General features: G+C 68.8%; 10 protein-coding genes. 4 read left to right on the plus strand and 6 right to left on the minus strand.

What is annotated here, in order from left to right; translation table 11 throughout:
* Positions 1-68: 68 nt before the first annotated feature.
* Together SZ55_RS08100 and SZ55_RS08105 are read right to left on the minus strand one after the other, a co-directional pair.
* Entirely contained in the window at positions 69-1,643 is a 1,575-nt protein-coding gene (locus SZ55_RS08100) for a sensor domain-containing diguanylate cyclase (RefSeq protein ID WP_044403937.1), read from the minus strand.
* Between the two features lie 191 nt (positions 1,644-1,834).
* Complete coding sequence (locus SZ55_RS08105) at positions 1,835-2,797, minus strand: DMT family transporter (protein ID WP_044404125.1); 963 nt, start codon at positions 2,795-2,797, stop codon at positions 1,835-1,837.
* Between the two features lie 98 nt (positions 2,798-2,895).
* Between SZ55_RS08105 and SZ55_RS08110 the strand changes: the two genes are divergently transcribed.
* The 3 genes from SZ55_RS08110 (at position 2,896) to SZ55_RS08120 (ending at position 6,554) form a co-directional block, all read left to right on the plus strand.
* Positions 2,896-3,780 carry a LysR family transcriptional regulator gene (locus SZ55_RS08110; RefSeq protein ID WP_044403939.1) on the plus strand — a complete coding sequence of 295 codons (885 nt, stop codon included), beginning with the start codon at positions 2,896-2,898 and terminating at the stop codon, positions 3,778-3,780.
* Positions 3,781-3,844: 64 nt separating this feature from the next.
* Positions 3,845-4,351 carry a thioredoxin family protein gene (locus tag SZ55_RS08115; protein ID WP_044403941.1) on the plus strand — a complete coding sequence of 169 codons (507 nt, stop codon included), beginning with the start codon at positions 3,845-3,847 and terminating at the stop codon, positions 4,349-4,351.
* A gap of 124 nt (positions 4,352-4,475) precedes the next feature.
* Positions 4,476-6,554, plus strand: coding sequence for a hybrid sensor histidine kinase/response regulator (locus SZ55_RS08120; protein ID WP_044403944.1), 2,079 nt, complete (start codon positions 4,476-4,478; stop codon positions 6,552-6,554).
* Between the two features lie 7 nt (positions 6,555-6,561).
* On the opposite strand, the gene SZ55_RS08125 is transcribed toward SZ55_RS08120, so the two are convergent.
* Positions 6,562-7,431, minus strand: a complete 870-nt coding sequence (locus SZ55_RS08125) for a LysR family transcriptional regulator (RefSeq protein WP_044403947.1) — start codon at positions 7,429-7,431, stop codon at positions 6,562-6,564.
* 104 nt (positions 7,432-7,535) lie between these two features.
* Here SZ55_RS08125 and SZ55_RS08130 point away from each other — a divergent pair, with 104 nt between their 5' ends.
* Entirely contained in the window at positions 7,536-7,961 is a 426-nt protein-coding gene (locus SZ55_RS08130; protein ID WP_044403949.1) for a VOC family protein, read from the plus strand.
* Between the two features lie 6 nt (positions 7,962-7,967).
* Here the strand turns inward: SZ55_RS08130 and SZ55_RS08135 are convergent, their stop codons facing one another.
* The 3 genes from SZ55_RS08135 to peaD form a co-directional block, all read right to left on the minus strand.
* Positions 7,968-8,993 (minus strand): AraC family transcriptional regulator, encoded by a 1,026-nt coding sequence (locus tag SZ55_RS08135; protein ID WP_044403951.1) that lies wholly within the window; start codon positions 8,991-8,993, stop codon positions 7,968-7,970.
* Positions 8,994-9,084: 91 nt separating this feature from the next.
* Positions 9,085-10,785: an AMP-binding protein gene (locus SZ55_RS08140; protein WP_044403954.1), complete on the minus strand. Its 1,701-nt coding sequence runs from the start codon at positions 10,783-10,785 to the stop codon at positions 9,085-9,087.
* 224 nt (positions 10,786-11,009) lie between these two features.
* Positions 11,010-12,131 carry a quinohemoprotein amine dehydrogenase subunit beta gene (gene peaD, locus SZ55_RS08145; protein ID WP_044403957.1) on the minus strand — a complete coding sequence of 374 codons (1,122 nt, stop codon included), beginning with the start codon at positions 12,129-12,131 and terminating at the stop codon, positions 11,010-11,012.
* Positions 12,132-12,143 lie beyond the last annotated feature (12 nt).

A 12,143-nucleotide genomic window follows, 5' to 3' on the forward strand; every position in this document is an offset into this window, starting at 1 on the left:
TGTATACCACGCCGACTTTTGTGTAGGAATTGGCTGTCAGAAATTTTTTACAGCGAGTACTTTTGACGTCAACTGATTGACTCGAACGTCAGTGTCTCGTCCGCCATGACCCGGTTGCGCCCGGCCTGCTTGGCCTGGTAGAGCAAGGCGTCCGCGCGCTTGAGCACGTCCGGCACGCTGCGCCCGCCCTGGGGTGCCCAGTGCACCACGCCGAGGGACACGGTGATCTGGCCAACGGGCGCAATCGGCGTGGCCTCCTGTCGGGCGCGGAAACGCTCGGCCACCTCCACCGCCGTGCGCAGGGGTGCGTCGGGCAGCAGCAGGATGAACTCCTCGCCACCGACACGGCACGGCAGATCCCGCTCCCGGCAGCTCTGGCGCAACAGCTCGGCGAACTGGCGCAGCACGTCGTCACCCGTGTCGTGGCCGAAGGTGTCGTTGACCCGCTTGAAGTGGTCGATGTCCAGGCTGATGACGGAGAACGGCGTGCCCAGTCGCTGCCAGGCCAGCAAGCGCTCCTCCATGGCGCGCCGGTTGGCCAGCCCGGTGAGGGGGTCGCTCTTGGCCTGCAGGTCCAGTTGGCCGAGCTTGGCGCGGGTCACTTCCAGGCCCGCCAGCAGGGCCCGCTTGATCATCCAGGCCTCGGCATACCAGGCCTTCACCCGCAGGGCCTTCTCCGCCCGCTCCGGTTGCGCCGCACTCTCGGCCAGTTGCCGCAGGGGGCGGCTGATGCGCGCGGAGATCCAGAGAATCAGCCCCACGCCCAGCAGGCTCATGGGCAGCAGCCCGGCCAGCAGGCGCATCATCAGTTCCTCCAGCGCCGCCTGGGCTGCAGCCAGGGGCTGCTGCGCCACCACGCCCCAGCCACTCAACGGCACGCTGGCGTAGCCGGCGAGCATCTCCACGCCCCGTGTGTTGACGGCCTGCATGGCGCCGCTCTCGCCCTTGAGCACCGCGTCGACGATGGGGTTGGCACCCAGGCGCTCGCCAACGCGGCTGGCGTCGGGGTGGAACAGCACCTTGCGGTCCGGGTCCACCAGGTAGACGTTGGAGGCGTCGTGGTGGAAGTGCTGGCTGACAAGCGAATCCAGGGCATTGGGCTTGCCCAGGTAGATGGTGCCGCCGATCAGCCCCAGGTACTGGCCGTCGCGCCCCCAGATGGGGTGGGAGACGAAGACGATGAGGTTGCCCGCCAAGGAGCGGAATGCCGGGCTGACCATGGCCCGGCGCTGCTGCAGGGCCTCCCGCGAGCGCAGGGCCTGGCCGTTGATGCCCAGGCTGTCCGGCTTGGAGGCCACCACGGTGCCCTCGGCGTTGGCCACCAGCACGGTGTTGAAGCTGTGGTCCTGCATCAGCAGGCGCTCGGCCTCCAGCGCCATCTGATTCGTGTCGCCCGGCACGTTGCCCAGCAGGGTGGCGCTGAAGCGCAGGCGCTCCAGGTCACCGGCCAGGTTCTCGTTGATGCTGGCGGCGAGCTTGGCCGCATAGGCACGGTTGGCCTCCAGGGCGTTCTGCACCAGCGCCTGGCGCTGGATGCCATAGGTCACCAGCAGGTTGTTGGCGAGCGTCGCCAGGGTCGCGGTGAGGGCGAACAGCAGGATGAGGCTGCGCAGGTTGAGCTTGGGGGGCGGCCCGAACGGCATGGGTCATGTCCCGATGGGCGATCACTCGAAGGGGACTGCGATCCGTGCAGCAGGTCCTTGGGGCAATCGCATCGTAAAGGTGGGCAAGCGGGCTTTGGACGAGGCCATCACAGGCCCGGTAAAAGCCCGGAAAACGTGTGGATTTTACGCTTCGGCCAAGGCGAAACCAAGGCCGAAACAGCGCAATGCCATCACCCACGTGCCACGGGAGCCGGCGCTGCCGCTGCGCTCGGCGCCGGGCCGGCAGGCCGGAGGCGGGACACACCGAACAGCACCAGGGCCAACCCCGCCACCTGGTAGAGCGACACCGCCTCGCCCAGCACCGCCCAGGACGCGAGGATGGTCAATACCGGCCCCAGGTTGCCCACTGCAGCCGTCTGGGTCGCGCCCATGCGCTGGATCGCCAGGGCCATCCAGTAGATCGGCAGCACCGTCGAGAGCAGCGCCATGAGCGCGGCATAGAGCCACACCTGCGCCGGCAGGTGCGTCAACTGGGTGATATCGGCCGTGATTGCGTAGTGCACCAGCACCATCAGCGCCGAGGCGCTCCCGGCCAGGCCGGCCAGGCGCATCGAGCCCAGGCGCCGCAGCATCATCCCCGCCCCCAGGTAATAGAGGGCGTAGGTCACCGCGCTGGCGAACACCCAGGCCGAGCCCACCAGCACCTGGCTGCCCAGGGTCGAGGTGCTCACGTCGTGGAACAGCGCCACCCCCAGCCCGGCATAGCAGATGCCCATGGCCAGCAAGGTGCGGCTGCCGGGGCGCTCGCGCAGGGCAACCATCTGGAACAGCATCACCAGGGTCGGGTAGGTGAACAGGATGAGTCGCTCCAGGCCGGCGCTAATGGACTCCAGCCCATAGAAGTCGAACAGGCTGGAGAGGTAGTAGCCCACCAGCCCCAGCAGCAGGATGCGCCCTCCATCGGCGGGTGACAGGCGTGCCTCGCCCGTCCCGCGGCTCAGCCACAGCAGCCAGGCGAACAGCGGCAGCGCCAGCCCCATGCGCAGCGCCAGCACGGTGATCGCATCCACCGAGGCGGCGGCGTAGGACAGCTTGACGAAGATCGCCTTGAGGCTGAAGCCCGCCGCCGAGAGCACGGCGAACAGGCTGCCGTTGCGCAGGCCGCGCTGGTACAGGGAAAACAGAGCGTTCATGAGGCAGGCCATCAGCAGGTAGAGCCTTATTCTGGACAGAACGCGAGAGGGCTAGAATCGGTTTTTCCAGAACCACCCCTTATGGAAATCAGAACGCCATGCACTTCGACCTGTCCGACCTGCGCCTGCTGAGCGCCATCGCCGCCACCGGCAGCCTGAGCAAGGCGGCGGCCACCTTCCCCGTGGCGGTCTCTGCGGCGAGCACCCGGTTGCGCCAGTTCGAATCCCGCTGCGGCATCACCCTCTTCACCCGCCGCGCCGACGGCATGACGCCCACCCCCTCGGGCCGCCTGGTGCTGGAGCGTTGCCACGCGCTGCTCAACGAAGCCCAGGGGCTCAAGGTGCTGCTGGAGGAACTGGCCGGCCAGCAGCGCGTCGTCGTCCACCTGGCCGCCACCACCGTGGCCAACAGCTCCTTTCTGCCGGGCGCCCTCGGCCCCTTCCTGGCGGACTACCCCGAGGTGGACCTGCAGCTCACCGAGCAGACCAGCCGCGACGTGCTGCGGGGCGTGCAGGCTGGCGACATCGACATCGGCGTGTACGACGGCAACCTGCCCACCGGCGGGCTGATCTCCCTGCCCTTCCGCGACGACCGCCTGGTGATGCTGGTGCCTGCCGGCCACGCCCTCGCGCCGCTGCGCAGCGCCCACCTGCGGGACACCCTGGGCTACCCCTTCGTGTGCCTGCCGGCGGAGCGCTCCATGCAGCGCTTCGTCGAGGAAATGGCCCGGCAGAACGGCCTGCCGCTGATGGTCCGGGTCCGCGCACCGAGCTTCGACGCCATCGCCCAGCTGGTGGCCCAGGGCGCCGGCATCGCCATGCTTCCGGAAGCCGCCGCCCACCGCCTGACCCAGGAGCTGCCGGTGGCCATCGTCACCCTGGAGGACACCTGGGCCACCCGCGAGCTGCGCCTGTGCATCCGTGGCACCGATGGCCTCGGCTCCCACGCCCGGCAGTTGCTCGGCTACCTGTCGCCGGGGTGAGGCGCAGTTGCCCCGGGTGGGCTTTTCTGCTGGGATGCCGCCTCACTTTCAACGGAGCATCCCCATGGCGACCTATCGCGAGCTGTTCGACATCGGCCAGTCCTACACCGAGTTCGTCGGCAGCGGCCTACCGGCCGAGACCGCCGCAGCCGCCGCCATCGCCCAGCGCCTCGAAGACCAGGGGCCGGCCGCCCCGCTGCTGCAACGCATCGAGCAGATCGAACGCCGCTACCACCTGCTGGTGGTGGGCGAGATGTGGTGCCCGGACTGCCAGATCAACGTCACCGTGCTGGACGACCTGTGCCGCCGCCAGCCGCGCATCGACCTCGCGGTGATCACCAGGGGCCGCGCCGAAGACGACCTCAAGACCCGTCTGGGCCTGGAGCGCATCGCCATTCCCCTGGTGGTGGTGCTGGACGAGGCCTTCGAGCCCGCCGGGCTGTTCATCGAGCGGCCACGCCTCGTCCGCGAGGGTGACGAGGCCGTGCTGCGCGCCTACAAGGCCGGCGAACACCTCGACGCCACCCTGGCCGACGTGCTCGAACTCATCGAACAGGCCGAGCAGCGCTAGGCCCTCGCGCCTGCTCGCCGTCACCGCCACGGCGAACAGGCATCGCGGAATCGAATTGTCCGGCCGCTTCGTGGTCAACTCCTCTGACCCGGCCATCCTCGCTGCTGCCCCTCGGAATCCTGACATGGACGCTACCCCCTTCCCCGCCGCCCCCGGGCCGATGAGCCAGCAGGTGCGCCAGCACGACTGGTCCCGCACCCCGCTCGGCCCCATCGAGCACTGGCCCGAGGCGCTGCGCATCAGCGTCGACACCATCCTGTCCTCGCACTTCCCCTGCTGCCTGGTATGGGGGCCGCAGCGCATCTCCATCTACAACGACGGTTTCGTGCCCATCCTCGGCAACAAGCACGAGCCGCTCGGCCGGCCCTTCGACGACATCTGGCGCGAAGCCTGGGACAGCATCGGCCCCATCGCCGAGCGGGCCTACCAGGGCCAGGCCACCTTCATCGAGGATTTCCCCGTGGAGCTGGACCGCCACGGGCGACCGGAGATGAGCTATTTCACCTTCTGCTACAGCCCGCTGCGGGACGCCGACGGCCGGGTGCTGGGCATGCTCGACACGGTGATCGAGACCACCTCCCGGGTCACCGCCGAGCGCCAGTTGCGCCAGCTCACCCACAACCTGGAGCGCCAGGTGGCCGAGCGCACCCGCGACCGCAACCGCCTGTGGAACCTCTCGCCGGACATCATGCTGGTGTCGCGCCAGGACCTGGTGATCACCGCCGCCAACCCCGCCACGCAGAACATCCTCGGCTGGAGCGAAGCCGAGCTGGTGGGCAGCAACTGCCTGGACCTGGTGCACCCCGACGACCTCGCCGACGCCTGGGCCGCCATCCACAGCCTGGTCCAGGGCGAGCCCCTGCGGGACTACGCCAGCCGCATGCGCCATCGCGATGGCAGCTACCGCTGGATCAACTGGTCCTCCTCCTCCGGCGACGGCTTCATCAGCGCCATCGGCCGCGACACCACCGAGGAACGCGCCCGCGCCGACGCCCTGCGCCAGGCCGAGGAGCAACTGCGCCAGAGCCAGAAGATGGAGGCCGTGGGCCAGCTCACCGGCGGCCTCGCCCATGACTTCAACAACCTCCTCGCCGGCATCAGCGGCAGCCTGGAGCTGCTGCGCCTGCGCATCGCCCAGGGACGCACCGAGGACCTGAACCGCTACATCGACATCGCCCGCAGCGCCGCCGAACGCGCCGCCACCCTCACCCACCGCCTGCTCGCCTTCTCCCGCCGCCAAGCCCTCGATCCGCGCCCCACCGACGTCAACCAACTGGTCGCGACGCTGCACGAACTGATCAGCCGGACCATGGGCCCGAACATCGAGGTGGAGTGCGTCGACGGCCCGGACCTGTGGACGGTGCTGGTGGACCCGAACCAGCTGGAAAGCGCCCTGCTCAACATCTGCATCAACGCCCGCGACGCCATGCCCAACGGCGGCCGCCTGTGCATCGGCAGCAATAATGTCGTGCTCGGTGCCCAGGCTGCCGGCGAGCGCGGGCTGGAACCGGGGGACTACCTGGTGCTGATGGTCAGCGACACCGGCAGCGGCATGAGCGAGGACGTCATCAGCCGAGCCTTCGAACCCTTCTTCACCACCAAGCCGGTGGGCCAGGGCACCGGCCTCGGGCTCTCGATGGTGTACGGCTTCGCCCGGCAATCCGGCGGGCAGGTGCGCATCGCCTCCACCCTCGGCCAGGGCACCAGCCTCAGCCTCTACCTGCCCCGCCACCACGGCGAGGCAGAGCCCGCACCAACACCCCGCCCGGTTGAAATCCCCCGCGCCGAGCAGCGCACCACCGTACTGGTGGTGGACGACGAAGCGCCCCTGCGCCAGCTGATGCGCGAAGTGCTGGAAGACCTTGGCTACCAGATGCTCGAAGCCGCGGACGGCCCCGGGGCCCTCGCCCTGCTGGCCGGCGAGCGGGGGGTCGACCTGCTGCTGGCCGACGTCGGCTTGCCGGGGGGCCTGAACGGCCTGGAACTGGCCCGCCGCGCCCGCCTGCAACGCCCGGACCTGAAAGTGCTGTTCATCACCGGCTACGCCCAGAACGCCCCGTTCGGCAACGAACCCCTGCCCCCGGGTATGGAGGTCATGGCCAAGCCCTACGCCATCGACGCCCTGGCCAACCGCATCCGCCTGCTGCTCAAGGCCCCGCCATCCGGCCAGGCCCCCGCCGAAGCCGGCCTGCGGGCGGTCTAGGGCCCGGCTATTTGGCGTCCTCCCCGGCCAGGCACGCTGCGAACAGACGCTGCAGCGGCTGGCGGCGCTGGGCGTGGCGCGTGAGCAGGATGATCTGCCGGTGGAAGGTCAGCGGGCCGAGGCGGACCACGCGGATGGCGGCGTCGCGCTCCAGCCACAGGCCCGCTTCGGGGATCAGCGCGATGCCGAGGCCGGCCTCGACCATGCGCACGATGGCGTCCAGCTCGTCCAGTTCCAGCGCCACCTTCACGTCCAGCCGCTGCTGGCGCAGGAAGCGGGTGACCAGGCGCCCGCCGAAGGAGGTGCGGTCATAGCGCACCAGCGGCTGCTCGGCCAGCAGGCGCAGCGGGTCGTCGCCCTCCAGGCCGCGCGGCACCACCAGCACGAAGGCTTCCTCCCGTAGCACCTCGGCATGCAGTTCCTTGGGCAGTTCGAATGGCGGGCGGATGAGGATGGCCAGGTCCAGGTCGCCGGCATCCACCTGGCTCAGCAGGTTCAGCGAAACGCCGGGCACCAGCTTCGGCTCCACCGCCGGGGCGCGCTCCCGCAGGCGCAGCAGCGCGTCCGCCAGCAGCCCGGTCTGGGCGGTGGCGATGGCACCGATGCGCAGTTCCCCGGCATGGGCGCCCGCCTCGTCCGTGACCGCCATGCGGGCGAATAGGTCGAGCATCTCCCGCGCCAGGGGCAGCGCCCGCTCACCGGCCGCGTTGAGCAGCGCCTGGCGGCCGGTGCGGTCGAACAGGCGCACGCCCAGCGCTTCTTCCAGGTTGCGGATCTGCGCGCTGACGGCGGACTGGGTCAGGCCGATGTGCATGCCGGCAGCGGCGAAGGTGCCATGGCGGGCCACGGCGACGAAGGTGCGGATCTCTCGCAGCATGGGGTCCCTCATTGATCGAAAACGTTCGTGCTCGACACAAATAATCCTGGCTTTGCATCGAAATCTCCATCTCTAGAATGAAGACACGATCAAAGGAGCACAGCATGCAACTCGCCCCCTTCCACCTCGCAATCCCCGTTCACGACCTGCCCGCCGCTCGGCATTTCTATGGCGAGGTGTTCGGCCTCGCCGAAGGCCGCTCCAGCGCGCAGTGGGTGGACTTCGACTTCTTCGGTCACCAGTTGGTGATCCACGAACACCCGCCGACCGCCAGCCAGCTCGCCGCCCACACCAACCCGGTGGACGGCCACGACGTGCCGGTGCCGCACTTCGGCGTGGTGCTCGCCTGGGAGGACTGGGAAGCCCTGGCCGAGCGGCTGCAACGCCTCGGCACGCGCTTCGTGATCGAGCCCTACGTGCGCTTCAAGGGCCAGGTGGGCGAGCAGGCGACGCTGTTCCTGCTCGACCCGTGCGGCAACGCGCTGGAGTTCAAGGCATTCCGGGACATCGGCCAGCTGTTCGCCAAGTGAAGGGGCTCAGCCCGCCTCGGGGTGCACCAGCGCCCGGTACTGCCCGGGGGTGGAGCCGGTCCACTTGCGGAACGCCTTGTAGAAGGCGCTGGCGTCGGCGAAGCCGAGCTCGAAGGCCAGCTCGGTGAAGTTGACTTCGCCCGCGTCCAGCCGGGCGACCGCCAGGTCGCGGCGCACCTGGTCCTTCAGCGCCTGGTAGGACTGTCCTTCCTGGGTGAGCTTGCGCCGCAGGGTGGAGGGCGCCATGTAGAAGTGCCCGGAGAGTGCCTCCAGGTCCGGCCAGCGCTCGGGGCGCAGGCTGCGCAGGTAGGCCTTGATGCGGGCGGCCAGGCTCTGGGGGTCGCGGTAGCGCACCAGGATGTTGGCCGGCGCACCGGCGAGGAAGCGCCGCAGGTCCGCCTCGTTGCGGCGCACCGGCTGGGCCAGGCAGTCGGCGTTGAACACCAGGCGCGTGGTGTCGCGGCCGAAGCGCAGGTGCGGGGTGAACATCACCCGGTAGTCCTCGATGTAGGCCGGTTGCGGCCCCCGCAGCTCGATGCCGAGGATCGGCAGGCGCCGCCCGGCCAGCCAGCAGAGCAGGCCGTGGACCATGAGGAACAGGGTGAAGCAGGCGAAGGCCCGAGGCGGCGCGCCGCTGTCGTCAAGGACGATCTCCGCCAGGCTGCCGCGCCGCGCCAGGCGGGGCTGCAGGTCGTCCAGCACCAGGGCGAGGAAGGTCAGGCTGGCCTGCAGCGCGTCCCCCAGGGTGGCGGCCTGCAGGGCGGTCCGGCTCATGTGGGCGAAGCTGCCGGACTTGAGCCGGCGGCTGTCCATGCCGAAGAACTCGTCATCCATCACCCGGGCGATCAGCAGCCACAGCTGGGCGTACTGCCTGGAGGCGACCCGGCCGTAGGGCCGGGCCATCTGCTCGGTGGGAATGCCGGCCTGCTCCAGCAGTGCGGCGACGTCGCCCCCCTGCTGGCGAAGCACCTGCAGCGCTTCGTCAACGAGGCGGACGGAGATGGTGCCTTTCTCGGCAGACGTTCCTGTCATGGCGTTCCGGGGGTCATGGCGATTACGGGCGCCCAGTGTAGGAGATGGAAGGCGGGATAAGGAGCCGCGCAAGACGCGGCTCCCTGGGGCGCTAGCGGATCGCCGTCACCTTGCCGTCCCGGGGCGGCGTCAGTTCCTCGATGCTGATCTCGCGCATGCGGAACTTCTGGATCTTGCCGGTCACCGTCATGGGGAACTCGTCCACGAAACGGAAGTGCCGGGGCACCTTGAAGTGCGCGATGCGAGCCTTGGCCCAGGCCTTCAGCTCCTCCTCGCCGGCGCTGTGGCCGGGGGGGAACTTGATCCAGGCGACGATCTCCTCGCCGTACTTGCTGCAGGGAATGCCGATCACCTGCACATCGGCCACGGCCGGGTGGGTGAAGAAGAACTCCTCCAGCTCGCGGGGGTAAATGTTCTCGCCGCCGCGGATGATCATGTCCTTGCTGCGCCCGACGATGCGCACGTAGCCGTCGTCGTCCATGGCCGCCAGGTCGCCGGTGTGCATCCAGCGGCCCGGGTCGATGGCGTCGGCAGTGGCCTGGGGGTTGTTCCAGTAGCCGAGCATCACGCTGTAGCCCCGGGTGCACAGCTCGCCGATGGTGCCGCGCGGCACGATGCGGCCATCGGCGTCGACGATCTTGCTCTCCAGCTGCGGCTGGGTGCGGCCGACGGTGGTGACGCGCAGTTCCAGCCCGTCATCCGGGCCGGTCTGCAGGGACACCGGGCTGGTCTCGGTCATCCCGTAGGCGATCTGCACCTCGCTCATGTGCATTTCGCCGATGACCCGGCGCATCACCTCGATGGGGCAGGTGGCGCCGGCCATGATGCCGGTGCGCAGGCTGGAGAGGTCGAATTCGTGCCGCTGCGGGTGGTCCAGCTCGGCGATGAACATGGTCGGCACGCCGTACAGTGCGGTGGCCTTCTCCTCCGCCACGGCGCGCAGGGCGGTGAGCGGGTCGAAGGCGTCGCCGGGGTAGATCATGGTGGCGCCGTGGGTCACGCAGCCCAGGTTGCCCATTACCATGCCGAAGCAGTGGTACAGCGGCACCGGAATCACCAGGCGGTCGTGCTCGGTGAGCCCCAGGCTCTCGCCGACCATGTAGCCGTTGTTGAGGATGTTGTAGTGGCTGAGGGTGGCGCCCTTGGGGAAGCCGGTGGTGCCGGAGGTGTACTGGATGTTGATGGGGTCGTCGAACTGCAGGCTGGCCTGGCGCTCGGCCAGCTCGGCCGGGGTGGTCTCCCCTGCCCGCTGCTGCAGGTCGGCCCAGGCGAGGAAGCCGGCCGGCGGTTCGGCGGCCAGGCTGATCACCCCGCGCAGTTCGGGCAGCGCCTCGCTGGCGAGCTGGCCGATGGCTGCGCTGGTCAGCTCCGGCACCAGGCCCTGGAGCATGGCGTGGTAGTCGGAGGTCTTGAAGGCGTCGGCGCAGATCACCCAGCGGCAGCCGGACTGGCGCAGGGCATACTCCAGCTCGCTGCTGCGATAGGCCGGGTTGATGTTGACGAGGATGGCGCCGACCTTGGCGCTGGCGAACTGGGTGATGCACCACTCGGCGCAGTTGGGCGCCCAGATGCCGAGCCGGTCGCCGCTCTGGATACCCAGGGCCATCAGCGCGCGGGCATGGACCTCCACCGCCTCGGCCAGGCTGCGCCAGCTGTAGCGCAGCCCCTGGTGGCGCACCACCAGCGCTTCGCGTTCGGGGAATCGGGCGACCGTGGCGTCGAATGCCGCGCCGATGGTCATGGCGAGCAGGGGCTTGTCCTGGCGCCCCCGGGTATAGCTCGGTTGATGCATGGCTGTCCCTTCTTGTCGTTGTGGTGGGATCGGGTCGTTCCGAGTGGCCTCCGATTCGGGCAGGGAGGCCGATTACCTTTACGTAAACGTCAATCTGGGTAAAGGGTTTTGTTCTGTCCAGTGACCCATTGGTCGTAGATGGCGTGGAATGACGCGTGCGAACGCCTACGGCAGACCCGCCCCGCTCCCGGGCACAAGCCCGGGCCACGGGGGGAGTCACCGGCCTAGCGCACGAATACCTGGGTGGTGGTGATGGCCATGTCACCGCCCGGCAGCTTGATGTTCTTCACCTTCTCCAGGCTGTCCGGATCGAAGACGGCGATGTCGTTGAAGGTTCCGGCCAGGTAGAGCTTGCTGCCCTGGGTGTTGAAGGCGATGCAGTAGTAGGAGTGATCCAGGTTGGCGGCCTTGATCAGCTTCTGCTGCTTGATGTCGTACTTGGCCAGGCGGTTGAGCACGCCGAACATCTGGTTCGGGTCCTTCGGCGAACGCAGGCCGGTGAAATACAGCTCGGTCAGCGGCGCGAAGTCCTCCACGGTGGGCTTGCCGGTCTTCAGGTCGATGCTCACGTAGCCGTAGACGAAGTCGGCGGTGGCCGGGTCCTGCTTCTCGTCCTTGAACTTGGTGGTGGTGTAGAGCATCGAGAACTCGTGCAGCGGGGTCTGGTGCGGCCAGAAGTACAGCACGTCGGGCGGGCCGTAGTTGGGGCGCTTCCAGTTGCGACCGGGCACGGCGACTTCGTAGTGGCCGGTCTTCACGTCCATCTTGTAGATGTCGGGCCCGGCGATATACAGGGTGCCGTCATCGGCGGCGCGCATGATGTACAGCTGGCGCGGCACCGGGAAGCTGCGCACGGGCTGGGCGTCCAGGCCGGCGGCGGTGTCGAACACCTCCAGGCGCGGCTGCTGGACCTCGTAGTGGTCGCTGGCCATGCGGGTCGGGTTGACCACGCTGTACAGCTCCTTGCCGTCTGGACTGAGGGCGAAGGCGAACATGGAGCGGGCCTTCTCGTCCGGTTTGCGCGAGAGCTTGGCGTGGAACACCGCGCGGCAGCTGTCGAGGTCGATGCCGTAGAGGTCGCCGAAGTGGTTGTTGAGCAGGTAGGCGGTCTTGCGGTCCGGCGACACCATGGCGGTGCCCGGTCCGAAGGCGTCGGGCAGGCGGCAGGTCTTGTAGAGGCTGTCGCTGGCCAGGTCGAGCACGTGCAGGTTGTTCGGGTAGTTGGTGGCGATCATGTATTCCTGGCCGGCCTTGAGTGCCAGGCCGGCGTTGTCGGCGGCCAGGGCCTGGCCACCCAGGGCGAGCCCGGCGGCAACGGCCAGGCTGGCGAACGCATTGAGCTTCATCGGGTTTTCCCT

Origin of the sequence: Pseudomonas sp. FeS53a (assembly GCF_000931385.1) — a bacterium.
Taxonomy (GTDB): Bacteria; Pseudomonadota; Gammaproteobacteria; order Pseudomonadales; family Pseudomonadaceae; genus Metapseudomonas; species Metapseudomonas otitidis.

Coding starts and splice junctions, on each gene's coding strand:
- peaD (WP_044403957.1), bottom strand. CDS start 12,131: ATGAAGCTCAATGCGTTCGCCAGCCTGGCCGTTGCCGCCGGGCTCGCC.
- SZ55_RS08110 (WP_044403939.1), top strand. CDS start 2,896: ATGCACTTCGACCTGTCCGACCTGCGCCTGCTGAGCGCCATCGCCGCC.
- SZ55_RS08115 (WP_044403941.1), top strand. CDS start 3,845: ATGGCGACCTATCGCGAGCTGTTCGACATCGGCCAGTCCTACACCGAG.
- SZ55_RS08140 (WP_044403954.1), bottom strand. CDS start 10,785: ATGCATCAACCGAGCTATACCCGGGGGCGCCAGGACAAGCCCCTGCTC.
- SZ55_RS08130 (WP_044403949.1), top strand. CDS start 7,536: ATGCAACTCGCCCCCTTCCACCTCGCAATCCCCGTTCACGACCTGCCC.
- SZ55_RS08100 (WP_044403937.1), bottom strand. CDS start 1,643: ATGCCGTTCGGGCCGCCCCCCAAGCTCAACCTGCGCAGCCTCATCCTG.
- SZ55_RS08105 (WP_044404125.1), bottom strand. CDS start 2,797: ATGAACGCTCTGTTTTCCCTGTACCAGCGCGGCCTGCGCAACGGCAGC.
- SZ55_RS08125 (WP_044403947.1), bottom strand. CDS start 7,431: ATGCTGCGAGAGATCCGCACCTTCGTCGCCGTGGCCCGCCATGGCACC.
- SZ55_RS08135 (WP_044403951.1), bottom strand. CDS start 8,993: ATGACAGGAACGTCTGCCGAGAAAGGCACCATCTCCGTCCGCCTCGTT.
- SZ55_RS08120 (WP_044403944.1), top strand. CDS start 4,476: ATGGACGCTACCCCCTTCCCCGCCGCCCCCGGGCCGATGAGCCAGCAG.